The sequence below is a fragment of the uncultured Tenacibaculum sp. genome (assembly GCF_947495995.1).
Lineage (GTDB): Bacteria > Bacteroidota > Bacteroidia > Flavobacteriales > Flavobacteriaceae > Polaribacter.
Genome location: NZ_CANMAX010000005.1, coordinates 112,728 through 136,885 on the forward strand (window position 1 = coordinate 112,728; position 24,158 = coordinate 136,885).

The following is a 24,158-nucleotide window of genomic DNA, read 5'->3' on the forward strand; positions in this document are numbered from 1 at the left end:
AAAGTCAATCTGAATAGATTGACTTTTTTGATTTTATAAGAATTGCTTCGGATTTATATTTCCATAGGAACTTCTATAAATAATAATTCTGATGCAGTTTTCGCTTTTGTTGTAAACGATTTTGTTTGAGAAATACCAATAGCATCTCTGTCTGTACTTACTGTATCTTCAGTAAGAATTTCACCAGAAATATTCATAAGATATACTCCGTTTTGTTCTGATTTCAACTCATATGTAAATATTTCACCTTCGTCTAAATCAATTCTTGAAAGTTTCGCATTTTGATGCACTTTTAAACCATCAAAATTATCATCATCTGTAGAACTTACCAGAACTTGAAGTTTGTTTTTTCTGTCTTCAGGTTGAAACGTTTTTTGATTATATCTTGGTTTTACTCCTTCTTCATTAGGTATAATCCAAATTTGAAATAAACTTAAATACTTATCAGTAGTTCCATTCATTTCAGAATGATAAATTCCTGTACCTGCAGACATAACTTGAACTTCATTTGGATTTACATATAACCATTCATTCGAAGTATTGTCTTTATGTTTTAAAACACCACTTAACGGAATTGTAATAATCTCCATATTTTGATGTGGATGAGTACTAAATCCCATACTCGGTGCAATTAAATCGTCGTTTAATACTCGTAGTGCACCGAAGTTCACTCGTTCAGGATTGTAAAAATTAGCAAAACTAAAAGAGTAATTTGCTTGTAACCAACCGTGATTTACAAAACCACGTGTATCTGCTGGAAATTTTACTAATTGCATATTATCGAATTTTATCTAATAAATCACTTAATTGTTCCGCTTCTTCTTCAGAAAGTCTTTCTAGAAGGTTTAATGCGTTTATATTCTTGTCAATTTCAGAAAGTAACAGTAGTCCTTCTTCAGAAATAGCTACATATACTTCTCTTCTATCAACTTCTCCTTTACTTCTCAGAATAAGATTTTTCTCTACCAACTTATCCATTAATCGAGTTGCATTAGGAGCACGTTCAACCATTCTATCTTTAACCAATTGAACTTTAATTTTATCTGCAGCTCCTCTTAAAATCCTAAGAATATTATATTGTTGTGGAGATATTCCATAGGTTTTAAAAAACTCTACTTCCCTACTACTTATCCAATTGGCAGTATATTTAATATTGATAAAAGCTTTAAACTTATTATTATCAAAAGTTGCGTTTATATCCTTTTTTATATCTCCCATAAGCTATTATAATACTGCTTCTAAATCTTGAACTGCTACAGATAATTCTTTTAATAAATCTTCATTTACCAATTTACCATCTTTAAAATTATCGTTGAAAGAAGGTAAACTAAAGCTTCCTTTTATATCTGCTCCAAAATGAGGGAAACTATTTAAAGCTGTGTTTAATACAGTTGCTCCTCCTCTACCTCCAGGTGAAGTTGCTAAAACTAATACTGGCTTATTCTTAAATACAGTTTTATCTTTTCTAGATACCCAATCTAAAAGATTTTTAAACGCTGCAGTATAACTACCGTTATGTTCTGCTAAAGAAATTATAATAGCATCGCTATTCGCTAATTCATCATTAAACTGAACTGCAGCTTCTGGAAACTCACCGGCTAATTCTACATCTATACTATAAAGTGGCAATTCGTAATCGTTTAGATCTAATACTTTATACTCGTTGTTTGTTAATAAACTTGCAGCAAATGTTGCTAGTTCTTTATTTATTGAATTTTTACTGTTACTACCTGCAAAAGCTACTACTTTACCCATCTTTTTTTGTTGAAATTATATGAAATTAATACTAATACGAAACCTATTGCTGCCAACATTTGTTGACCGTCTTTTATCATTACATGTGCAAAAAATGCTAATACTGTATTGAAAAAGAAACCTGCATATGCCCACTCTTTTAAAGATCTATTATTTATAAACCAAATAGTAGCTAATCCTAAAAGTTTAACCACTGCTAGAGGATAAATAATATATGTTGGATATCCCATTCCTTCAAAAGCTTTAACGATATGCTCGTGATTGAAAAAATACATACCAGCAGAAAACAACATTAATAATGTTAAGAGTACTGTTGATATATAAAATATGATTTGATTTTTCTTCATAATTAAAATTTTACACTACAAAGATATAAAATATTTTCCATGGAAAATAAATTTTAATATTGATTTATTCAATGGTATAATATGAAAAAGTTATACATTTGTATAAGTACTTATATATTTACATATATTAATATGGATGCATTACAAGGAATTGGAGCTGTTGGTATTGGTTCTAGATTAAAAAGACTTAGTGAATACATGATGAAAGAAACTCAAGTAGTTTACGATCATTTTGGTTTTGATTTCGATCCTTACCTCTTTCCTACGTTTAAAGTTATACAACACAAAGATGAGGTTACAAATACCGAGATCAATCAGAGTTTGCAAACTTCACAGCCAGCAACAACTCAGGTAATTAATAAACTAGAAAAAAAAGGATTAATAGTTCTAAAAGAACATCCTTCAGATAAACGAAAAAAATTAATTTCTCTTTCTGAAAAAGGAAAACAATTAGCTGAAAATATTCAGCCATTATGGAGAAGTATTGAACATACAATTAAGGTGTATACGAGAATTACATCAGATTCTTTAATTGAACATATAAATAAACTAGAAAAGAAATTCACTCAAAAAAAATTCAGCGAAGCAATTATGGAACATTACATAGCAAATAATAAAAAGCAACTTGAAATTGTAAACTTTTCTGAAGAGTTTGCAAAACATTTTTATGATTTGAATATAGAGTGGTTGCAAACATATTTTTATGTTGAACCATTTGATGAAGAAGTATTAGGAAAACCTAAGCAATATATTATAGATAAAGGCGGACATATATTCTTTGCCAAATTAAATGATGAAATTGTTGGAACGGTTGCATTAATGCCTCTTGATGATAAAGGTACTTTTGAATTAACAAAAATGGCGGTTTCTCCTGAACATAGAGGTCATAAAATTGGTCAGCAATTAATTACAAAATGTATTGATTTTGCTAAAGAGGAGAATTTTAGCACACTACTACTCTACTCTAATACTTTATTAGAAAATGCAATTTATATCTATCGAAAATATGGTTTTGTAGAAGTACCTTTAGAAGCAAACTCTCCTTATAAACGTAGTGATATAAAAATGGTTTACAAAGGATTGTAATTTAACTATAACGGTAAAGTAATTATACTTTAAAATTTTAAATAAGTTAAGGTCTAAATCATTCATAATAGCTAGTTTTGCAGACTTCAATGTAAAATATAGTAACGCACATGTGGATGTATTTAGGCCTTTTGGCTGCTCTATTTTTAGGTTTACACAATTTATGTAAGAAACACGCAGTAAAAAACAATGAGGTATATCCTGTTTTATTAGGAACATTGGTAAGCGGACTTCTAGTATTACTTCCTTTTTATATTGGAACTCATTTTTTTCCTGATGCAACATTAAAAGCTGGTTTTCTAATTCAAGATATTCCTGTAGAAAAACACGGTTACATTTTTATAAAATCTATGATTATGTGTTCGTCATGGATTTTAGCCTACCAAGCTTTAAAACATTTACCATTAACTATTGTTGCTCCAATTCGTTCTGGTGGACCTTTTTTTACTTTTTTAGGAGCCATATTTTTATATCAAGAACGACCAAGTTTATACCAATGGATTGGTTTTTTCTTGATTATATTTTCGGTATATCTGTATTCACAAGTAGGTAAAAAAGAAGGTATTATTTTTAAAAGTAATAAGTGGATTTATGCAATTATTGGTGCTACTTTTTTAGGAGCCTCTAGTGGTTTATATGATAAGTTTTTAATTCAGAAAATTCATTTAAATCCGCAAACTTTACAGTTCTGGTTTTGCTTTTACTGTATTCTAATCCTACTTATTATTTTAAGTATTATTTGGTTTCCGAAGATTGAAAAACGTAAAGCTTTTAAATGGCGTTGGTCTATTCCTGCGGTTGGAATTTTACTACAAACTGCTGATTATTTTTATTTCAAAGCATTACAAGATCCAGAGGCTTTAATTATGTTATTATCGGCTATTAAAAGAAGTCAGTTAATTATCGCTGTAGTCTTGGGTGGAATTTTATTTAAAGAAAAGAACAAACGCAAAAAACTATTACCATTAGCTGGAATTATAATTGGGGTTGCTTTGATTTTGTATTCGAATTAGCGTTTACAGATTTATGATAAAAATTTGTGGTAAAATTCTGTTCATTAAAATACTCTAAGGGTTTTCTTTTTACCATAGCTTTAAACTCTTTGATAAAATGACTTTGATCGAAATAACCGCTATCATATATCGTATCTAAATAATTCTTATCATTATTTAATAATCCTTTTTTCACAATACTTTGCATTCTTGCTAGTTGTTGAAATCTCTTAGGAGTAATTCCAAATTGACTTTTAAAATTTCGTTGAAACTGACGCATACTTAATTGCAGTTTACTTGAAAGATTTGCTAGATTAATGTCATTAAATTGATAATACAATTCATCAATAATTGGATTCCATTTTTCGTCACCTGGATTGTAATTTTCATCAAACATTTTCAATAAAAATGCATCGATACAACTAATTTTAGCTTCAATTGATTTAATGTTTTTCAATTCTGCTACCAAATTACTTCCAGCCTTTCCCCAGAGTTTATCAACTGAGACAAACTGATCATTTAAATCTAAAAAACTCCATTTAGTGAAATGTCGGAACCTCCCACTTTTAAAACGAACTGATAAAAAGGAAACCTTATCTGTCTTGTCGAAAGAAAAACCTTCTCTTGGACAAATAGTATGAGCTTGTGGCAATACAATATTATTGACAGATAATGCTGTTTCTAAGTGAAAAACTAACTCTAAACCTGTACCTGGTAAAATCTTTGGTAAATGAAAAAAATCGTTATCCTCTTTTTCAAAAAGATAATAACGATCAATATATTTTTCTAATGATTTTGCTGGTAAATAAGATGTATTAGAATACATTAATAAATTTCTATAACAGGTTCTTTAGCTAAAATAGGCATTACAAAATTGATATATTTTTTATAATGCTCACTTTGTTTATGATTCTCAAAAGCTTTATTATTTTCATAAACTTCATAAATCATAAATTTATTTTCTGAATAACAATTTTCCAGAATATTATATTCTAAACAACCTGTTTCTGCTCTGCTTTTTGATGTTACTGAAAAAGTTTCTTTCATAAAACTTTCTCTATTTTCTTGTTTAATTTCTAAATGAACTATAATTACTTTTTTCATTATTATTTGTTTTTATATCACAAATATGAATCGAAAAAATAACGCTCAATAGTAAAAAAACGACATCAATATCTTTTACAACAAATTATTTTAAAGTTTTGTAAAACTTCTTTCTAACAATAATAAACCTTCAATAAAAGCAATCTAAAAGTAAAACTAACCTAATTTCTATTTCTCAGTTAAAAAGTGTCTATATAGAAATAATGCTACTAATGCAATTACAATGTAAAAGAAATTTATCGGAGACATTTGATAAACATAAAAATAGAAACCGATAGTAAATAATTCGTACACTAAATGTATTCCATCATACAATTTAAATGAATTAATTGATATTTCTTTTACACGTTCAGGAAAAGCTTTTCTTTTTACAACTAAAACATAATGCAATCCAGCTAATAAAATTGCAAGTAATATAACACCGATATCAAATATTTGATCTCCTAAAAAGTTTACTTTAAAATCGAAATGTAAGACGATTAAAAAAACATTTACAGTATGTAAAAATGAAGTGTGACATAATGCTAGCCAAGAAGGTGGAACTAATTTTATATGTTCTAGATAGTAATATCTGGTAGTTAATATTTTGGTGTATAAATTCATGTGTTGGTTAATTCAATTTAATATACGTTCAATAAGTTTTGAAACGATTATAAGGGAATACAGCATTTTTATTTAGGATTTAAAAATACTTAAACTTTTCACATCTCATTAAAAATATTCTTTTAAAAACTTCAAAAAAAATTTAATCCCATTCAATATACAATTATGTTTTATTTAACATTTTTAACATATTAAATTCATTACTTTTAGAATATTAACCTTTTAAAAATAAATCTATGTTAAAAAACATTTCAAACTTAGGAAAAAAGCTAAACAAGAAAGAGCAAACTACAATTACAGGAGGAGAATTTTGTATGATTCACTGTCTGGACGAATGTATATCTGGACTAGATAATTACACTAGTGAAGGAGGACAATATTGTAGTCAATTATGTATTAGACTTTCAGGCGGTAACGGAGGTTTTTAAACTATTCTATTAACACATTAACTGTGTTAACCGACATTAAAAAATAAACCATATTATTCAGTTTGAATAATATGGTTTTTTAGTATTGTAGAATTTTAAAAACAAATTCTATTCTGTTTTTGGTTCTTTACCTAATGCCTTTATAGAATCGATTTGCTTTTGTAATTTTTCTATTTGCAGTTTATTCTCTGCCTCCTTTAACATTGTTTGTACGGAATCTAAAGCCACAGTTTTTTCTTTTTCGAAAAGTGTAGAATTGATTTTAAAATAATCGTTCGATGTTTCACTTTCTTTCCAAGCTTCTCCTAATTGTTCAAAAACATTTACATCCCATTTGCTTGGATGCTTAGCATCAATCCAAACTACATCTCTATATTCACTATCAATTAATGCTAAATCTGGAGTTGCAGATCCGTCAAAATTACTAGAGTTATCACGAATTGCAGAAATTGTTCCTAAAAAGAACATACGTTTTCTTCCAGCAATGTTTTTAATATAAGGTCTAAATTCAACAGGCTTATTCACCGACCAATCAAATTCTTTACGAGATTCGATAACCTTTAACGGCATAGCAGAAACTCCCGCATAACCTTGTTTTTTTGCACTATGATCGTAATAATACAACTTATCTGTTCCATCAGCAGGAATAAATACACTAAAACTTAAACTTGTACGCTCATCTCCTACTGGTTCTAATCCGAACCAATGGTATAAACCGCTATAAGCATCTAAAGTTGTATCTGAGAAATCAAAATCCGTTACAAAAGGTTGTTGATTTTGATCGTCTTCTAAATCTGGTATTTTTACTGCTGTTTTCATATTCCAAGGTAACGGATCGCTAAATCCACCTAAGAATTTTAATGATTCAGCTTGTAATCTCGAAACTTTTTCGGCTAAAGTATTTTGACGTGTTAAGTACGGATAATTCTTCATATCCTTTGGAGCTATAAAAGTTCCTTTTCCAAAGAAAATACGCTCTACATAATCGTTAAAATCATGTGCTCCATTTTCTATAACCATCACTCCTCCAAAAGTAGGATATGGAAAAAAGAAACCTTTCCACTTGATTAAACTTACCACTTGTACCCAAGCTCCTTTATCGTTTTTCATGTAATACGTGTCACTTGGTTCCATCGTAAACATTTGAAAAAGATTGAAACGTTGTACAACAGCATTGTATGTATTTCTACTGAATTTTAAAGATTCACCTATAGAAAAAGTAACTGGAATTCTATTTTCACTTGAAAATCTTGGAAAAGGTGTTGTACTAGATACGGCAAAAACTTCTTCTGTATTATCAGTCATACCTTGCCAAGCATATTTTTCTGTTGGCTGAATTGCCATAGTCCATTTATTGATAGAATCTACTCGAACCAAATGTGGTAACGATACATCTTTTGTTTCTCCAACAGACTCGTTAGCCATTGAGAAGATATTCATTAATGGTTGTATACGTTCGTTCTGAGTTAAAGGTAACTCACTGATTTCAATTTTATTTAAATCGTTAAAAACATTGTACATTTTTACATAATCGTACATTTTATATTGCCAACCTACAAAGTATAAAATTCCGAAAAAGACAATCATACCAAACAATGTAACTAATCTGCCTCCTGCACCTGCTGTTCTTCGGAACTTTCTAATTCCTAAAAATAATACTGTAAATGATAAAATGATAATAAATATAAACTTCCTTACAAAAAGTAAAGCTGGCTGAAAATCATCTCTTAAGATGAATAATGCAAGCAAAATCACTAAAGTTCCAAATATGACGATGAACTTTTGCTTTCCTCCTTTGTTCCAATATTTTTTTATCATTTTGTTAGATTTTTTTGATTTTTGGTCTCCTTTTTAGAGTAAATATTCTACTGAAAATCAGTTTTAATATTATTTAAAACTACAAGTATCCTTTATCTTTTAAACGATCTCTTGCACTTTTCTTTTCTTCTTTCGGTTCTTCTTCTTTTTTAGCTTCTTCTTTTACTTCCTCTTTGGTATCAGATTTTAAATCTTCAATAAAATCTCTACCTTTTTCAATTGTGTTTTGCACTAAATCTTCTAAGGAATCAGAATGCTCATCGATTACTGCTGCTGATTTAAAAACTCCACCTGCTACGTAAGTTCCTATTAAAGTTCCTACAATCATTGACGCAAATGCAGATATCGTAGCGATATCAATTGGAATTAAAAAACGTACTAACATAATTCCTATTAAAAATAAGACTGACACGAATACTAAGCGTAACAAAAAAGGTTGTCCGTATACAAAACCTTTGGTGTCTGAAGCCTTCATTTGCAATTCTTTTGAATTGAATATTTTATTAAAGAAACGATAAATTCCGTTTCCTTTAGACTCTTTCCAATACCATACAATACCAAATAAAATGGCAGCTATAAAAAGTATAATTTCTAGTGTTAGCATGATTTTTTGTGTTTAAATATTATTTTGAATCGTTTGAATTACCCAATCTTTCATTGAGTCGTTCCAACTCTTATATTTATTGTAAAATTCTTTTTTATCGTACCAGTATAAAAACAAAATATCTTTTGGAGAAATACTTACTAAAAGTTTCCAAATTAGATCTTGTTCGCTTGGTTTTAATGATGAATGTGGACTATGCAACGCTACATGAACTTCTTCATCGATTATATCTTCAACTTTAACGAAAGTTCCAGATTTTTTCTTTTCTAGATATCTGTCGACACTCATTACTTTCTTTCTCGCACTAATATCAATCTTATTTAAATAACTCTTAAATAACATTGGATCTTCTAAAATATCTTTTACTTCGTGAGTAGTATTTTCTAAGTATTTAGATAGTAAAAACTTTTTTACACGTTCGTATCGTCGCTTAGTAATTTCAGAATCTAAATCAAATTCAATAATTAAATGCGAACGTAATTTTTCTATCAATTCATCATGCTCAATGTGGTACATTAACACATCGTGACTCGCATCTTTAATTGCTTCTTTATAAGCATCTATATCCTGAAAAACTAAAATTGGAGATAAAAAACTTTTAATTACAAATATTCCTCCAAATGCTTCAGTAAAAAAAGAATCTACATTAAACGTAATATCTTTAATATCAATAACGCGTTCTCTTAAATCTCCATATGTATTAGCAGAATCTAACAATTTCTGATGAATCTCTTCATTTATAAAGTTATTATCTCTGTTAAATAATTCTATAAGGTCTAGTTGTTCTTTTTGAGCTTTATCTAAATTATCAACCAAACGAAATCGAACAGTTACATCTTTATATTTTAAAACATCTAAAGGTTCGTAGAACACGTCTATTTTCTGATCAAAATCAACACAAATTGCAGAATCTCTAGTTATATTTTCAATATTACTCTGATGTGTTTTAAATACTTGTTTCATTAACTCTCTATCGAAAGAATGAAACGGATTATATACTGGTAAACCTTTTTGTAATGGTGTGATAATAATACAATGTGGATTTGCCTCTCCGTTATTCAGGTAATGAATTTCCTCTTTTTCTTCAGCAACTTCAGGACTCCAACCTATTCCATCAATAAAAAAAGAGGTTAACTTGGTTTCTGTAAAACCTAGTTTCACCAAACATTTATTATAACGTTCTACTAGTTTACCACTAATAGGAATTAATTCTCCTTTATATAAATCTGCTTCTTTAAGTTTTTGCATTAGTATTAAAACAAGTGTTTAGATTGAAAACAATAAGTTAAACTCATTGATTTTATTAAATCTTTTTAAAGCTTTTTTGTACCATCCAAATATAAATTAAATATGGGTATAATCGCAATCCTTTTCTTATTAGAAGCTGTAGATAGAAAATAGTTACACAAAATGTAGTAGATTTTATTCCTTAGGCAAGAAATATAAAAGCGTTTGTAGATTTACAACAATTGATAATAAACTATATTATAAAAAAATAAGGTCGTTATGTAAAAACAAAACGACCTTGGTTATATTAATTTCTTGTTGTATTTATGATCAAAAGTATAACATTATAATCCCCCAATTACAATATCTTAAATTAGCTTTAAACTTACGTTAAACCAGTATTCATTAAAAAACTTTTGATTTTATATACAAAACAAGAGTTTAACGTATTGCAAATTTAATTAATTAAAAGGGCAAAAGAAACAGGAAAAACACTTTTTTAACACTCAAAAAACACAAAACCAACACATAACATTCTTTTTTCACTACAACAGTAGTTTTTTTGTGTTATCTCTTAAATAAGTGTTATTCTATAAAGTAAGTATATTGTAAATTAGTACTATAAAAGCATCATTCCCCCGATATACGCTAATCTTTGTGTAACTTGTATAAGTTACCTAGAAGAATAATAAGACTGTTTTCATTACAAAAACAGTCTTATTTTTTTTAAATTGTTTAAAAGAAACAATGATAAAGTGCAGATTGCCCCCAATTTACAACTATACCAGTAGAAATTATTCTCTTAAAATCTGTCCACTAGCTAACCATCGTAGTATATAACAGACACAATTTAACTCCATAAATTTAATCATTTTTTCTTTTCGACCTAACCAAAAAGTATATTTCAATTACAGATAAAATTGAACTATCTCTAATTTGGGTAGTACTAAAAACAAAAAAACCCCATAAAAAACTAACAATCAAAAAATTAAAAACTATAAAAAAATTAAAAAACTCAGTTTTTTTCTTTAACTTTAAGAAAAAACTATTGAATACGAATAACTTACATATCAACACAATATCTGAATTATTCAAGATGTATAATTTGAGTAAACCTCAAAATTCTAATATTGCTATTTTAAAGTTATCCGAAATTAAAACTTCAAATTTTCCTCTTCATTCAAAATTTACTCTAGGCTTTAACACAATTACACTTAAAGACAATACCAATGGCTTGTTTTTAAGTAAACATGGTTTTAATTTTAATAAAGGAGTTTTAGCTTTTACAAAACCAAATCAAAGTTTAAGTTTCTCTATCACTGAAGAGTTAAATGATATTGAAGGTTATATTTTAATGTTTCATAACGATCTATTAAAGAACACTCCTATGTTAGAAAAAATAAACAATTACCGTTTCTTTAGTTATGATGTAGATGAAGGCCTTGTATTATCGGTTAAAGAACAGGAAAGTATTAAAGAATGTATCAACTTTATAAAAAATGAACTTAATAAAGAATTTGATAACCACACACATATTGTTGTGTCATCTATTTTAGAAGTTTTTTTAAATCTTTGTAATAGAGCTTATGAAAGACAATTTAAAGAAAAAGTACTCGTAAATAGTCATGTTATCTCTAAGGTTGATGACTTTTTAAAATTTTATTACGACAATAATTTATTTGCTGAAAAAGGGATACCTCAAGTACAACAAGTAGCTGATTATGTAAAACTTTCCCCTAATTATTTGTCATCTATTTTAAAAAAAGAATCTGGTAAAAACACCAAAGATTACATTAACTATTTTATTATTGAAAAATCTAAAAGTCTATTACTTAATAAACAGCAATACTCTATAAATGAGTTATCTTACAAATTAGGATTTAACTACCCGCATTACTTTAGCAGGTTTTTTAAATCTAAAATTGGTAAAACTCCTCAACAATATCGTAAAGAGAAATCTTATAAATAAAATCTGTTTATTTTAAACTAATTAGTGTTTTTAAAATTAAAGTATTATTTTAATCTTTGTGTAAGAGACCCCAAAGATTATGAGTAATAGCCCCTCAATAATCAAAACAATATCTGAGTTTCATCAGATATTTAGTTTAGATAAACCCAAACATCCGTCGATTAGTTTTGTTCAATTAAATGAGATTAAAAATAATATAGATGAGAGACATGCAAATTTAGAAATGGATTTGTTTGTAATCTCTATGAAAGATGGTAGTTGTGGTTATTTGTTCGGTAGAAAGAGTTATGATTTTGCCGAAGGTGTTATGACGTTTACTGAACCTAGCTTAATGTTCTCTCGAGTTGATGAGAATTGTCTTAAAGCCGCTTCTGGTTGGTTTCTAATTTTTAGCATAGATTTACTTAAAAACACAATCCTTTTTGATCAAATAGATAATTATAATTTTTTCTTTTACAATAATTCTGAAGCTTTACATTTATCTGGTTCTGAACAACAAGTAATTTTGAATTGTGTTGGACTAATTGTAAAAGAGATTGATGAAAGAATTGATAATCATAGTAACACTGTAATTATTTCTACACTTAATTTATTATTAAACTTGTGTTCTCGATTTTACGACAGGCAATTTAATACGCGATCTATTTTTAATAAAGAAACATTAAATAATGTCGATTTTATTTTAGAAGAATATTACACTAAAAATAAATTAGTAAAATTTGGTTTGCCTAAGAAAGCTTTCATTGCTGATGAATTAGATTTATCTGAAAACTATATAAATGACCTTATTTTAAAGGAAACAAAGAGAAATACTCAGAATTATATTTTAGACTTTATTATTGAAAAAGCTAAAGTACAATTGGTAAAAAATGATGATTCTATAGAATCAATTTCTCAAAATTTAGGATTCAAATTTCTAAACTACTTTGAGCGTTCTTTTAAGTTGAATACTGGTATGTCTCCTCTTGAATTTAGACAACTATTTAAATAAAAACTCTTAGTGAATTCCGTTTTTAAAACGAGTAATATCTACATGACTTCCTACAACACGAAGTGGTTGATCATTTTCATCCCACTCAATAACATTACCATTGAAATATATCCATATTAAAGAACCATCTTTATGGTAATATCGAACTTCTTTGGAATATGGTATTTTTCCTTTTGATTTGATATGTTGTTCGAATAATTCAAGTACTTCATTTATATCCTCAGGATGCATTTGCTGCTTCCACCAATCTGGTGAATCTGAGACCTCTTCTTCTGTGAAACCAAACATTCCTTTAAATGCTGGGCTATAATATTCATAATTATCTTTCACATGCCAATCCCAATATCCTACAAGATTACCTTCTATAATGCTTGTGTACATTTTATTAGTTTCAAACAACTTTCTTTCAGCCTCTTTAATGTTTGTAATTTCTACGTGACTACCAACCAATCGTATTGGTTCTCCATTTTCTCCCCATTCAACAACTTTCCCTTTACAACGTACCCAAACTATTGATCCGTTTTTATGATAGTAACGTACTTCATTTATAAAAGGAACTTCTCCATTGGTTTTCATATGCTCTTCAGCATTTTCTAGAACTCCTTTAAGATCATCTGGATGAATTTGTTGTTGCCACCAACCGAAATCATTAGGAACTTCATGATCTTCAAAACCAAACATAGCTTTAAATGCCGGGCTATAATATGCTTTTCCTTCTTGAACATACCAATCCCAATATCCAGCTAATGTTGCTTCAATAATATTATTGTACATAATATTACTCTCGGATAATTTTTGCTCTGCTTCTTTAATTTTTGTGATATCAACATGACTTCCTACCACTCGTAAAGGTTCTCCATTTTCTCCCCACTCTATTACTTTTCCTTTACAGAATACCCAAACTATTGATCCGTCTTTATGATAATATCTAGCTTCATTAGTAAAAGGAGTTTTTCCTTTAGATGCTATATGTTCTTGAACAACTCCATAAGAACGTTCTACATCGTCAGGATGCATTTGCTGCGCCCACCAATCTGGTGAATTTGGCACTTCATGGTCTTCAAACCCAAACATTGCTTTAAAAGAAGAACTATAAAATGTATAATTCTCTGTCACGTGCCAATCCCAATACCCAGCTAATGTTGTTTCTAAAATAATATTATACATTATATTAGATTCATTGAGCTTTTCTTCTACTTCTTTAATAGCTGTAATATCTGTACCTACTCCAATGTGCTTTACTTTATCGGTTCCTTCAATTCTTTCAAAAATTGTTTCTTTCGATAAGAACCATCGATAACCGCCATCTTTATGTTTCATTCTGTACTCAAAATCTAAAATATCTCCGTTTTCTGAGTCACATATGGCTTGATGATGTGCTGACACTCTTTTCAAATCATCCGGATGAATTATTTCAACCATTAAATTATTCCCTAAATCTTCTACATCCTTTTTGCTGTATCCTAAAACTTGAACTACTTCTTTATTTACATATTCATTTTTCTGAGTATCTTGATTATAGATATATGTTGTACCTGGCATTACATCTATGACTTTCGACAAGAAAGTAGTTTTTTCTAATAACTCTTTTTCGGTATTTTTTACATGTGTAATATCGCTGGCTACTCCAATTATTTTCATTTTTCCAGAAGGAAGTCTTTCGAAAATAGCTTCTTTAGAAAGTAACCATATGTAGTTTCCGTTTTTATGTCGAACTCGATATTCAATATCGTGCGTAACATTTTTTTTAGATGTTTGAATTTTCTCCAAATTAGCAAACACTCTTTCAATATCGTCTGGATGTACAATATCAACTAAAAAGGTTTCACCAAACTCTTTAACTTCTTCTTTTGTGTAGCCTAAAACTGATGCGATATCTCTATTAGCGTACTCATTTTTATTGGTTTCATAATTATATACATAAATTAAACCAGGCATTAAACTTGTAAGCTCGGTTAAAAATTTTCCTTTATCCAATAACTCTAACTCTGTACGTTTCTGGGTGTTAATATCTACAAAAGAAACTACAACTCCTCTTATCTTGTTATTTTCACTTATAAATGGATTTATCCTTTTCAGATACCAACAATCGTTTATAAGTTGAACCTCCTCTTCATATATTTCCCCTGAGTTAATTACTTTAGTGATATTCTTGAAAAAGTTGTTTTTATATGCTTCTTTAAGATTCGAATTGAAATTAACAACTGAACTTCCTATATCTGAACTAGAAATATTGATAAACTTTCTTAGTGATGGCGAAAACCTTCTAATTATTAAGTTTTCATCTAAAAACAAAACTCCAATATCTACTGAAAGGATTAAGTTTTCTAAATCTTCATTTAACTGAACTAACTCTAAGATTTTTTCTTGATACTCAGCATTTACAGTATGTAATTCTTCATTTACACTTTGTAACTCTTCGTTTGTGGTTTGTAGTTCTTCATTTGAAGCTAATAATTCTTCATTAGCAGATTGTAATTCTTCATTTGATACTTCAATTTCATCTACTTTAGACTGAAGGTTTGCTTTTGTATCTATTAATTCTTGCTCTAATGAACTAATTTTATTGTAGTCAAAATTAGCATTAGCAGGTAAACTAGCGTCTATATTGCAGTACGTATTTTCTTTCTTAAAAATGATTAAATATAACTTACGATAATTCGATAAACTCTCTACAGGAGAAACTAAAACACTGACTACATTTTTCTTATTGTCTTTTTCAAATGTGATGTTATCGTATCTAACTTTTTCATTTTTTTGTTCTACTCTTACCAAAGCTGTACTCAAAGCTAAAGACAACTCTTGAGGCAACATTTTTAAAATATCAAATGAACGAATCCTTTTTTCTGGTAATTCAATAAACTCTTTAAAGTTTCCATCTGCACTTACTAATTCATAATTACTATCTATACAAATACTCGATGCAGAAAACTCTTCTAATAATAATCCGGATAAACTTTCTGATAATTTTTGATCAATAGTTCTTTGTCTATTTTGATTATAAACTGCTTTTGATGGTTCTTTAGTAGTATTCTTGAAGTTTCTTCTTGAAAAATCTGATCCTTTATACGCTTCTATATTCTGGTATATTTTCCATTTTCTAGATAACGCTTTAAAAGATTTTGAAATTTCTCCAAGAGTTTCACTCGGACCTAAGAATAAATATTTGTTTACACCAGTTGCGTAATGTAAATCTGATAGTAATTTTTGTTGTAATTCAGTTTGTAGGTAAATCAATAAGTTTCTACAAATCGTTAAATCCATATTATTGAATGGTGGATCTTGTGCTGAATTGTGATATGAAAAGATGATATTTTGTCGGATTCGTGGAGAAATCACATATAAATCTCCTTCTTTATGAAAATACTTTTCTAAAAGATTTGGATTTATATCTGCTATTATACTTTCTGAAAAAACACCTCTGTTCGCTTTATTAATAGCATCTATATCTAAATCGGTACCAAATATTTTTACATCTCTTTCAATACCATGTTGATCCATATATTCGTTCAAAAGAATCGCTAAAGAATATGCTTCTTCTCCTGAAGAACAACCAACACTCCAAACTTTTATGGGTTCATCATCAACTTTTGATTCGAATATCTTAGGAATAACTTCTTCTTCTATAAAAGTAAAAGCCTCTTGATCTCTAAAAAACTTGGTAACTCCAATTAGAAATTCTTTATGTAATATTTCAGCTTCATTTTCACGTTCATGCAAATAGTTTAAATATTCTCCAACAGACTTAGTTTTAGTTACGCTCATTCTACGAGTGATTCTTCTGTAAAGCGTTGGTCTTTTATATTCAGAAAAATCGATTCCTGTTTTACTATTTACTAAACGTAGAATTCCTTTTAAAATAGTATCACTTAAGATTAAATCTTGATCCTTTTCTTCTTCTAAAATATTTGCAAAATCTATAAAACTTGATAATTCTACAGGTATATTAAAGGCTGGTAAAATTACATCAACAAAGCCAGAAGCGATTGCACTATTGGGCATTCCATCGAATTTTGCATCTTCTGGATTTTGCACAATAACCATTCCTCCAAGTTCTTTTATTTTACGAATACCTCTTGTTCCGTCTGAACCTGTACCGGATAAAATAATGGCAATTGCTTTTTCTTTTTGTTGAACGGCTAATGATTTAAAGAAAATATCAATGGGAAGATTTAATGTATTCTTTTTAGGTCTGTCTGTAAGAATTAAACGATCACTTTCCAGTGTCATGTTTTTCTTTGGAGGAAGAAGATAGATATTTCCTGGTTGAATTTTTACATCAGTTACAGCTTCTTGAATTGGTAGTCTAGTATTCTTAGCTAATAATTCAACCATTAAACTTTTGTAGTCTGGTGATAAGTGTTGAATAATTACAAAAACATGATTAAAATCTTCTGGCACATTACTAAAAAAGGTTTTTAACACCTCTAATCCTCCAGCCGACGTTCCAATGCCAATTACTCTGTAGTCTTTTCCCATTAACTTTTATTTGATAGTAAAAGATAATAGTTTATAATAAAAAAAGGAAATAAAAGAGAAAAAAAATAAAACTTAAAAAGTTTTATATCAAAAACTTACACACATAACCTAATCAAAAACAAAGGTTTTCAACTTAATTTAACACTTGAAATATATTTACTTTTTACCACTTTTGTATCAGCAATAATATCGCCCAATCTACTATTTTTTTTATCGATTAGTGCTATTAAAATACCTAGTAAAAAACAAAGATCTATCATACCGAAAAGGAAACGCAAGAAACCTTTACCAACATTCATTGGCTTTCCGTGATTTCCTATAACTTTAATATCCATGAATCTTTTACCAATAGTTTGACCGTACAATCCTTCACTAATTGGCCATAGATAAAGCCATAATCCCAGCATAAATAATGCAGGTAAACCTTTAATGGTAAAATTTAGCAGTCCGTAATTCTCTCCAAATAACAAACTAAAACTCAAGCTAACCAACCAAAACAATACTAGATCAATAATAAAAGCTAGTATTCTTACTGGAATACTAGCTAATTCTGGTTCTTTATATTTTTCTTCAAACTCTTCGAACATTATTCACTTCTTTTTTGAAATAATTTTACTTAAAATTCACTCTAAACCTCAACTTATAATAAATTATTTATTTGAGCATACTGCATTAACATTATCGTTCTTGCATCTTTTATTTTGTTCGCTTTAATCATTTCAAGGACTTTATGAAATGGAAGCTCTAACACTTCAATTTCTTCTCCTTCTTCTTCTACTCCACCTCCTGAATAATTTTTCATACCATCTGTATATTCAGCAACATACATATAAGATTTTTCTGTTGTAGCACCAGGAGAAATATAAGATTCAAAAACTCTCTGTACCTTTTTTATTTCATAACCAACTTCTTCTTCTACTTCTCTAATTACACAATCATCAGGATTTTCACCATCATCAATTGATCCCGCGCATACTTCTATTGACATTCCTCCTTCTGGAAGGTTTTCATCATAGATAGCCATGCGAAACTGTTTTGTTAAAATAACAGAAGATTTTTCTTTATTGTATAATAAAATACAGGTTCCGCTACCTCGATCGTAGCTTTCTCTTGAAAGACGTTTCCAACTTCCATCTTTAAAAAGAAAATCGAAATCAACTTTATAAAGTGTTCCCCAATCTTTAGACAAAATACTACGAGTAATATTTTTAAGTCTGTTTTTCATTCTAGCTTTAGCTCTTTTTTTTACTAAACATTAAGCAAACCAAGATATAATTTCAAAGAATCCGACTACCGATGAAACTAAAAGTAAAATCAAGAAAAGTATACACCCAAAACTTGACGAATCTTTTTCTTCATTTTCAATCTTTGCTTCAATCTCACTTCTTGTCTTATAATTTGGTTCTACGTAAGTAAGTATATCTCTATTGTATTCATAATTAAACCAATTTAAAGTTTTTAGTTTTATCAGTCTTCCATCATCACTAAGCTCTTTTAAACTGTCAAATTTATCTTTAGCTGTTAATAATTCTAGAGCGAATAACTCTAAACCAGTTTTATTTGCATTAATCTTTAGTTGTTCTTCTTCTTCTTCATCAGAAGAATAGTCACTAAAAATATTGAAATACGCATCTTCTTTATTTTGAATATTGTTTTGTAAAAAAAGAATTAGTTTATCATAAACTTCTTTATTTTCTTCCATTTTCACTAACGCTTTTCAAACTGCTCACGAGCTTTTAACTCAATATTCATTTGATTCACTCTAGCATCGACTTTACGCTTAAAATCTGTATCTGCAATAGTGGCAACATTATCTAAATAACGAACTACTTCTTGTCTTCTAATTTCAGAGAAATCTAATCCTTTCATGTTCTCTTTCATTAACTCTCTAAGCATATTGAATTTCGTTTCATAATCTTTCTTGAAATAAATCTCAGGATTATCAAACCAATCTTGTTCTAAATCAAAATCCGTTAAACGTAATGAAATTGCAGATTGTATATTTCTAACATCTCTTGAAGAGAAAAACGGAAACGCTTTCTGCATTTCTTTATATAAACTTGCGAAGAACATGTGTTCGTTTGTTTTGTATTGTTTTTCTACACGATCATACACTTCATGTACACGAGCTTCTGTAGGTTTTTCAATACTATTCAACACATCTCCCATAGTTTTTACAAACCCTTGATCTGCTAGATAATTATAGCCAGACGGTCCAGCCATGTTTACAAATTCTGGCATTGTTTTTTCAAACTTTCTCCACCAAATATGATCTTGATCTAAGAAATCATTCTCTGTTCTTGCTCCGTCAATTTTAAATCTTCCTTGTACACGAGAAATAACAGCTTTGTCTAGCATTTCTGGTAGATTCGTGAATAAACCGATAGAACTGTTTCCATAATTTACAGCATACGCTCCTTCAGTATAACGTAAGAATACACCAATAACTTCTTTTACCCCAGCAGAAACACCTTGTGCAGTTCTTTCTTGTAAATTATTTTCTGCATCATCAATTGGTGCAAAAATTAATTTTGTTGGATCTTGCATTGGTTTCATCCACTCTACCATTTTTTCTGCCGAACCTCCTTGAAAAGTGGAAATCAACGTACCTGGCATTGGGTGAAATAAAAACGGAATATCTAAGTTATCTGAATGTTCTTTTAATCGGGTTGCAATCGCTGCGATTAACATACTTTTTCCTGTACCTGGAATTCCATATCCCATAAATACAGGCATAAATCCGCCTAATTCTTGGAATGGGTTTTTCTGTGCTTCGAAATCGTAACTTAACATACGTTCAGTTAAACGACGTGCGAAGTGCTTCGCATCTTTATTTCCTACAATTTGCTCGAACTGAATTTTATTAAACTCAACACTCTTTGCCGTTCCGCTGAATGTATTTTCCCATCCTGAAACTGCAAAATCTGAGTTCTCTAACTTATATGTTCTGTCTATAATCGTTTCTGTATATTCTAAGCTACTTTTTCTTAAATTGATTTCATCAATTAAAGCTTCGAAATACACTACAGTGAAATCTATCACATCTTTATCAGATTTGATGATATCTGGATGTGATAAATATTTTTCGTAATAGAATAAACAACAAGAAATTCCTTTTAAAGGTGTTAAAAATGATACTTCAGGAATTCCTGCAAACTTCTGCTTCATTACAGATAAATCATCTGAAGCATGAGGTTTTAAATCGTGTAGTATTTTATATGAAGTTGCAAACAACTGGAAAGCTGTTGCTGTTTGCATTTTGCTTTCAAACTCTCGTCTTCCATTAGCATCTAATGCAGATTTTCTTTCAGATAAACTTGACAAACCTGATGCATCTGTAAAACTATCTTTAATCCAAATCCCTAAAGTAATTCCCTCTTGCACAGCAAATAATGTCTGATTTAAAAACACTGGAATTGCAATAGAATCTGGTAATAATCTTTTCTTTAATGCTAATATTGTTTTTGAAACAGATGTAATTTCTGCTCCTCCACTTCCTCCTTTAGCCTTAGACAAAAACAATAAAATTGATTCATCTTTAGCATCTTTGTCTTTATTTTTTGCACGTTGACTTTGCTCCCATTGAATACTTTTTAAATATCCGCTAGCTTCATCACGAAGTACATCTAATTCATTTTTCTTTATTGGGAAAGTTGAGTTGTGTTCCATTTTTCTTTAGTTGATTATTTATTTTCTTTTTCTTTAGAATTTAATTCTTTCTTTATTTCTTTTATACTTTTAAAATCTTTATAAATCATTGATAAATAAAGCATAGTTAAAGTAAACAGCGGTAAAAAAACATCACCTTTCCAATAGAAGTAGACATAACCAAAACCAATATAAGTAGCTATTAAAAGACCTAATTGCATTCTATAAGTCATTATTCTATTTTTCAAAAGAGAAGTTAATTCTTCTGTAGATTTATCTGTAAGACCTTCTTTATTCATTTTTGAATTTCTATAGTAAACATGTAATTTATAATTACATAGTAATCTTTAAATCTGAAGTTTGTATAGGTTCTTTCGCCAACTTATTTAATACCTCTGGGGTTTTACTATGTAATAATTGAATGATTCTATGTGGTGCAAAAACGTATTTTCTTCGATCTACATCATTCCATTTTTGATAGGTTTGTTTTGAGAAAAAACCGCCCTCTGTAAATGTACTTCCAGAGAACACCTCATCTGTTTTAAATGATAAAGCATATGATTCTAATGGGATTTGCTTCTTAGCAATTCCTTCTAAAATCGCATGAGTAATTTTATTTTCGTCTTTTGCAAACACATTGTGTAACGGACCTAAATCTAATCTTTTAATATATTTCGGATGAATATCAGAAAGTTTTCTATCGATATTATGTGCCATCATATCTAACGCCATTTTTCGATCTGCAGTTTCTTTTAAAACCTTGTATAATGGTTCTTTAAAGTCGTTAGATTTTCTTCCTTCATAATCAAAATACATAAAACAAACATAAGGTCTATTATCAGAAACATCATAAAAACTCCAACTTGTAATATATTTTGCTGGACTATTTTCTGGTGCATTAATTACTTTACCTTGAACAAACTTTTTGAATATGTATTTCGGATTTACAGAATTGTAATATACTATCGAGGATGCTTGAAATAAACGTCTCCTTTTTACAGGTTCTTTTTTTCGTATTAAAGTATCTAAAAACTCCTTTTTAATATCTTCTACATTCTCTAACTTATCTAAATACTCATTCCTTAAATCTAAATCATTATGTAGATATCTAAATTCTAAATAATTTGGAAATCCAGATTCTGTAAGATCTATCTTCATGTTTTCTTCTTCATCATACATATATTTAATACGCATTGCTTCGATAGAATACAAAAATAAATCTGAGTATTGTTTAAAGATTGTTAGCTCTTGATGACTACATAAATTCTGCCTTTGAATATTGACTAACAACTCTTTTAGCACAAAATCTAGCATTTTATGATAAAAGACATATTGTTCTTTGGAATCTAATGTTGCAGAATCTAAAGGGGTTACAATCATATTTTACGTGATATTTTCTAAAAAACTTAAAATATTAGGATAAAAAAGGCGGTAAAATTACCGCCTATTATTTTTTATGACAATAAATCGTCGTCACTTGATTCAGGCTCTGGATTATTTTTCACTGGCTCGTCTCCACCATCATTTGGTGCAGCCCCATCAGCTTTGTAATAATCTTCGAATAATTCTTTCATGTCTATTCCATAACGGTCAGCAAAATTCTTCTGAATTTCAGAATCTTTCTCTCTAATTTCCTGTAAAGCTTCAGCATAAGAACTATAAACACCTTGCATTACTTTTTCGTGTACAGGAATATTGTCCATCATTTCTTGACGAGCTCTAGCACTTGCAGTATGCATTGCAGCTAAAGTTTCACCGATATGCTCATCTGTTTTAACACCTAAGTGTTCTAAGATTGCAGCAAATTCTTGATCTGTTCTAGCTTTTAAAGCTACGATATAACCATCGTAATATTTTAAACGCTCTTCTGTATCTGACTTTAATTTAGCTCTATGAGTTTGTAAGTTACTACGTAAAGATGTTAATACCTTAATCGTTAAGTTATGTTTGTGCACGAAACTATCTTTACTTGCAGCTAAAGTAGTGTAGGCACTTTTTAAACCTTCTAACTCTTCTACTTTTTGCTCTAAACCAGTAACTTTTCCAATCGCTTCAGAATACTCAGTAGATTGCTTGTCTGCAATTTCTTCTAATTCTTGACGCGCTTGCTTTAATAAAGCATACTGCTCTTCTAATTGAGCTTCTACTTCTTTTTTCTTTTCTAAAGCTTTTGTATGATTTTTAGAAGCTTCTACAATCGCAGTTTGTAATTTTTCCTCTACTTCTTTAATCTCTATTTCACGGTTCTTTAAACGTGTAACAGCTGCTTGAGATTTATATGATAATTCACTTAATAATGTTTGAACATCTGCACTTTCGATACGCTCTTGAAACTTAGCTTTTGCTTTGTTATCTGCACTACTACGTGTTTTTTCAGCTTTCTTTAATTCTTCTTCTGCCTTTTGGATTTTACTCTTTCTTCCCCAAAGGTTATTCCACCAAGTATCTGGTTTATTTTGTGCGTCTTCTAATTCTATTCTTGCTCTTTCTAAGGCTTTTTGAGCATCGTCAATAATTTTTTGCTCTTCAGCATTTAAAGACGAGAATTTTTCAAAAATAATACCTACTTCATCTTGATAATCTGTTAAGTCTTTAATAGCATCTAATAAAGTAGTTCTATCCTTTTCCGCCATATTTACAACATCGTCTAATGTTGCATTTAATATTTTTTGACGTGTTTGTGGATCATCTTCTTGAGCTAGCTTAGATTTCATAGTATCTATAGCTTTCCCCCAGTTCACATCTACTTTTTCAGTTCTCTCATTAGAGTTTGTTTCTAGTAAATCAAAATCATCAGACATTTCGTGTAAGTTTTTTTAGTTGTACAATTTTTAAAGTTAGCAATTTCGTTAAAAAAAATTATTTAAAACAATTAATCAACAAATATATGTAGAGTTTTAGTTTAAAATGTTACAGATAAAAATTAAAAAATCACCCTTTTTGGGTGGCTTAATGATTTTTTCTAGTGTTATTTTTGAACTGCTTGTTTAAGCTAAAAAGAATTAACCACCGAAAAATTAACAGAAACTATTATGAAGACAAAGAAAGAAAAACAAAGAAGAAAACTGCCCTATTTTTGCAGCTCAAAAAACACTCCACCCCAATTT

23 protein-coding genes are annotated in these 24,158 nt (G+C 29.2%); 5 read left to right on the forward strand and 18 right to left on the reverse strand.

From position 1 onward, the window contains the following. Nucleotides 1–53: 53 nt before the first annotated feature. The 4 genes from Q1A15_RS14420 to Q1A15_RS14435 are packed head-to-tail and all read right to left on the reverse strand — an operon-like array spanning nt 54 to nt 2,102. Nucleotides 54–776: a pirin family protein gene (locus Q1A15_RS14420; RefSeq protein ID WP_299625326.1), complete on the reverse strand. Its 723-nt coding sequence runs from the start codon at nt 774–776 to the stop codon at nt 54–56. Between the two features lies 1 nt (nt 777). Then, nucleotides 778–1,218, reverse strand: a complete 441-nt coding sequence (locus tag Q1A15_RS14425) for a MarR family transcriptional regulator (RefSeq protein WP_299625330.1) — start codon at nt 1,216–1,218, stop codon at nt 778–780. Between the two features lie 6 nt (nt 1,219–1,224). Further along, entirely contained in the window at nt 1,225–1,755 is a 531-nt protein-coding gene (locus Q1A15_RS14430) for an NAD(P)H-dependent oxidoreductase (RefSeq protein WP_299625333.1), read from the reverse strand. Continuing rightward, nucleotides 1,743–2,102, reverse strand: coding sequence for a DoxX family protein (locus Q1A15_RS14435; RefSeq protein WP_299625336.1), 360 nt, complete (start codon nt 2,100–2,102; stop codon nt 1,743–1,745). The genes Q1A15_RS14430 and Q1A15_RS14435 overlap by 13 nt, the downstream gene beginning before the upstream one ends. A gap of 81 nt (nt 2,103–2,183) precedes the next feature. On the opposite strand from Q1A15_RS14435, the gene Q1A15_RS21045 reads away from it, so the two are divergent. Both Q1A15_RS21045 and Q1A15_RS14450 read left to right on the forward strand, forming a co-directional pair. After that, nucleotides 2,184–3,188 (forward strand): GNAT family N-acetyltransferase, encoded by a 1,005-nt coding sequence (locus Q1A15_RS21045; protein WP_363322687.1) that lies wholly within the window; start codon nt 2,184–2,186, stop codon nt 3,186–3,188. 110 nt (nt 3,189–3,298) lie between these two features. Further along, nucleotides 3,299–4,201, forward strand: a complete 903-nt coding sequence (locus tag Q1A15_RS14450) for an EamA family transporter (protein WP_299625339.1) — start codon at nt 3,299–3,301, stop codon at nt 4,199–4,201. Here Q1A15_RS14450 and Q1A15_RS14455 read toward each other — a convergent pair. From Q1A15_RS14455 to Q1A15_RS14465, 3 genes are all read right to left on the reverse strand, one after another. Then, nucleotides 4,164–5,006, reverse strand: coding sequence for an AraC family transcriptional regulator (locus tag Q1A15_RS14455; RefSeq protein WP_299625342.1), 843 nt, complete (start codon nt 5,004–5,006; stop codon nt 4,164–4,166). The two genes, Q1A15_RS14450 and Q1A15_RS14455, sit on opposite strands and share 38 nt — an antisense overlap. Then, complete coding sequence (locus Q1A15_RS14460) at nt 5,006–5,284, reverse strand: putative quinol monooxygenase (RefSeq protein WP_299625345.1); 279 nt, start codon at nt 5,282–5,284, stop codon at nt 5,006–5,008. The genes Q1A15_RS14455 and Q1A15_RS14460 overlap by 1 nt, the downstream gene beginning before the upstream one ends. Before the next feature lie 168 nt (nt 5,285–5,452). Continuing rightward, the gene (locus Q1A15_RS14465) at nt 5,453–5,887 is read right to left on the reverse strand and encodes a hypothetical protein (RefSeq protein ID WP_299625348.1); all 435 of its coding nucleotides are present in this window, start codon (nt 5,885–5,887) and stop codon (nt 5,453–5,455) included. A gap of 236 nt (nt 5,888–6,123) precedes the next feature. Between Q1A15_RS14465 and Q1A15_RS14470 the strand changes: the two genes are divergently transcribed. Further along, nucleotides 6,124–6,315, forward strand: a complete 192-nt coding sequence (locus Q1A15_RS14470; protein ID WP_095070624.1) for a hypothetical protein — start codon at nt 6,124–6,126, stop codon at nt 6,313–6,315. A 108-nt stretch (nt 6,316–6,423) separates the two neighbouring features. Here the strand turns inward: Q1A15_RS14470 and Q1A15_RS14475 are convergent, their stop codons facing one another. The 3 genes from Q1A15_RS14475 to Q1A15_RS14485 all read right to left on the reverse strand — a co-directional run bounded on the left by Q1A15_RS14475 (nt 6,424) and on the right by Q1A15_RS14485 (nt 9,985). Next, entirely contained in the window at nt 6,424–8,133 is a 1,710-nt protein-coding gene (locus Q1A15_RS14475; protein WP_299625363.1) for a hypothetical protein, read from the reverse strand. 79 nt (nt 8,134–8,212) lie between these two features. Further along, on the reverse strand, nt 8,213–8,737 hold the full coding sequence (locus tag Q1A15_RS14480; RefSeq protein WP_299625366.1) for a hypothetical protein: 525 nt from the start codon (nt 8,735–8,737) through the stop codon (nt 8,213–8,215). A gap of 12 nt (nt 8,738–8,749) precedes the next feature. Next, nucleotides 8,750–9,985, reverse strand: a complete 1,236-nt coding sequence (locus tag Q1A15_RS14485) for a DUF6638 family protein (RefSeq protein ID WP_299625369.1) — start codon at nt 9,983–9,985, stop codon at nt 8,750–8,752. Nucleotides 9,986–11,012: 1,027 nt separating this feature from the next. Here Q1A15_RS14485 and Q1A15_RS14490 point away from each other — a divergent pair. Together Q1A15_RS14490 and Q1A15_RS14495 are read left to right on the forward strand one after the other, a co-directional pair. Next, entirely contained in the window at nt 11,013–11,933 is a 921-nt protein-coding gene (locus Q1A15_RS14490; protein ID WP_299625372.1) for a response regulator transcription factor, read from the forward strand. A gap of 79 nt (nt 11,934–12,012) precedes the next feature. Then, nucleotides 12,013–12,924: a helix-turn-helix domain-containing protein gene (locus Q1A15_RS14495; protein WP_299625375.1), complete on the forward strand. Its 912-nt coding sequence runs from the start codon at nt 12,013–12,015 to the stop codon at nt 12,922–12,924. A 6-nt stretch (nt 12,925–12,930) separates the two neighbouring features. Here Q1A15_RS14495 and Q1A15_RS14500 read toward each other — a convergent pair whose 3' ends face one another. The 8 genes from Q1A15_RS14500 to Q1A15_RS14535 all read right to left on the reverse strand — a co-directional run bounded on the left by Q1A15_RS14500 (nt 12,931) and on the right by Q1A15_RS14535 (nt 23,852). Next, nucleotides 12,931–17,403 (reverse strand): PAS domain-containing protein, encoded by a 4,473-nt coding sequence (locus tag Q1A15_RS14500; protein ID WP_299625378.1) that lies wholly within the window; start codon nt 17,401–17,403, stop codon nt 12,931–12,933. A gap of 128 nt (nt 17,404–17,531) precedes the next feature. Then, nucleotides 17,532–17,990: an RDD family protein gene (locus Q1A15_RS14505; protein WP_299625381.1), complete on the reverse strand. Its 459-nt coding sequence runs from the start codon at nt 17,988–17,990 to the stop codon at nt 17,532–17,534. Nucleotides 17,991–18,043: 53 nt separating this feature from the next. Continuing rightward, a complete protein-coding gene (locus Q1A15_RS14510) occupies nt 18,044–18,628 on the reverse strand; it encodes an NUDIX domain-containing protein (RefSeq protein WP_299625384.1) in 585 nt (194 codons plus the stop codon). A gap of 30 nt (nt 18,629–18,658) precedes the next feature. After that, nucleotides 18,659–19,105, reverse strand: coding sequence for a hypothetical protein (locus Q1A15_RS14515; RefSeq protein ID WP_299625387.1), 447 nt, complete (start codon nt 19,103–19,105; stop codon nt 18,659–18,661). Nucleotides 19,106–19,110: 5 nt separating this feature from the next. Beyond that, nucleotides 19,111–21,072 (reverse strand): AAA family ATPase, encoded by a 1,962-nt coding sequence (locus Q1A15_RS14520; protein ID WP_299625390.1) that lies wholly within the window; start codon nt 21,070–21,072, stop codon nt 19,111–19,113. A 14-nt stretch (nt 21,073–21,086) separates the two neighbouring features. Continuing rightward, nucleotides 21,087–21,350: a hypothetical protein gene (locus Q1A15_RS14525; protein WP_299625393.1), complete on the reverse strand. Its 264-nt coding sequence runs from the start codon at nt 21,348–21,350 to the stop codon at nt 21,087–21,089. Nucleotides 21,351–21,384: 34 nt separating this feature from the next. After that, nucleotides 21,385–22,431, reverse strand: a complete 1,047-nt coding sequence (locus Q1A15_RS14530) for a hypothetical protein (protein ID WP_299625396.1) — start codon at nt 22,429–22,431, stop codon at nt 21,385–21,387. A gap of 74 nt (nt 22,432–22,505) precedes the next feature. Continuing rightward, a complete protein-coding gene (locus Q1A15_RS14535; RefSeq protein WP_299625400.1) occupies nt 22,506–23,852 on the reverse strand; it encodes a microtubule-binding protein in 1,347 nt (448 codons plus the stop codon). Nucleotides 23,853–24,158 lie beyond the last annotated feature (306 nt).

Excerpts from the sequence above, each read along its gene's own strand:
- Q1A15_RS14460 (WP_299625345.1), bottom strand. The coding sequence starts at position 5,284 with ATGAAAAAAGTAATTATAGTTCATTTAGAAATTAAACAAGAAAATAGA.
- Q1A15_RS14525 (WP_299625393.1), bottom strand. The coding sequence starts at position 21,350 with ATGAATAAAGAAGGTCTTACAGATAAATCTACAGAAGAATTAACTTCT.
- Q1A15_RS14505 (WP_299625381.1), bottom strand. The coding sequence starts at position 17,990 with ATGTTCGAAGAGTTTGAAGAAAAATATAAAGAACCAGAATTAGCTAGT.
- Q1A15_RS14520 (WP_299625390.1), bottom strand. The coding sequence starts at position 21,072 with ATGGAACACAACTCAACTTTCCCAATAAAGAAAAATGAATTAGATGTA.
- Q1A15_RS14500 (WP_299625378.1), bottom strand. The coding sequence starts at position 17,403 with ATGGGAAAAGACTACAGAGTAATTGGCATTGGAACGTCGGCTGGAGGA.
- Q1A15_RS14495 (WP_299625375.1), top strand. The coding sequence starts at position 12,013 with ATGAGTAATAGCCCCTCAATAATCAAAACAATATCTGAGTTTCATCAG.
- Q1A15_RS14420 (WP_299625326.1), bottom strand. The coding sequence starts at position 776 with ATGCAATTAGTAAAATTTCCAGCAGATACACGTGGTTTTGTAAATCAC.
- Q1A15_RS14535 (WP_299625400.1), bottom strand. The coding sequence starts at position 23,852 with ATGTCTGATGATTTTGATTTACTAGAAACAAACTCTAATGAGAGAACT.
- Q1A15_RS14515 (WP_299625387.1), bottom strand. The coding sequence starts at position 19,105 with ATGGAAGAAAATAAAGAAGTTTATGATAAACTAATTCTTTTTTTACAA.
- Q1A15_RS14425 (WP_299625330.1), bottom strand. The coding sequence starts at position 1,218 with ATGGGAGATATAAAAAAGGATATAAACGCAACTTTTGATAATAATAAG.
- Q1A15_RS14470 (WP_095070624.1), top strand. The coding sequence starts at position 6,124 with ATGTTAAAAAACATTTCAAACTTAGGAAAAAAGCTAAACAAGAAAGAG.
- Q1A15_RS14430 (WP_299625333.1), bottom strand. The coding sequence starts at position 1,755 with ATGGGTAAAGTAGTAGCTTTTGCAGGTAGTAACAGTAAAAATTCAATA.
- Q1A15_RS14530 (WP_299625396.1), bottom strand. The coding sequence starts at position 22,431 with ATGATTGTAACCCCTTTAGATTCTGCAACATTAGATTCCAAAGAACAA.
- Q1A15_RS14475 (WP_299625363.1), bottom strand. The coding sequence starts at position 8,133 with ATGATAAAAAAATATTGGAACAAAGGAGGAAAGCAAAAGTTCATCGTC.
- Q1A15_RS14455 (WP_299625342.1), bottom strand. The coding sequence starts at position 5,006 with ATGTATTCTAATACATCTTATTTACCAGCAAAATCATTAGAAAAATAT.
- Q1A15_RS14450 (WP_299625339.1), top strand. The coding sequence starts at position 3,299 with ATGTGGATGTATTTAGGCCTTTTGGCTGCTCTATTTTTAGGTTTACAC.
- Q1A15_RS14465 (WP_299625348.1), bottom strand. The coding sequence starts at position 5,887 with ATGAATTTATACACCAAAATATTAACTACCAGATATTACTATCTAGAA.
- Q1A15_RS14485 (WP_299625369.1), bottom strand. The coding sequence starts at position 9,985 with ATGCAAAAACTTAAAGAAGCAGATTTATATAAAGGAGAATTAATTCCT.
- Q1A15_RS14510 (WP_299625384.1), bottom strand. The coding sequence starts at position 18,628 with ATGAAAAACAGACTTAAAAATATTACTCGTAGTATTTTGTCTAAAGAT.
- Q1A15_RS14435 (WP_299625336.1), bottom strand. The coding sequence starts at position 2,102 with ATGAAGAAAAATCAAATCATATTTTATATATCAACAGTACTCTTAACA.
- Q1A15_RS21045 (WP_363322687.1), top strand. The coding sequence starts at position 2,184 with ATGAAAAAGTTATACATTTGTATAAGTACTTATATATTTACATATATT.
- Q1A15_RS14480 (WP_299625366.1), bottom strand. The coding sequence starts at position 8,737 with ATGCTAACACTAGAAATTATACTTTTTATAGCTGCCATTTTATTTGGT.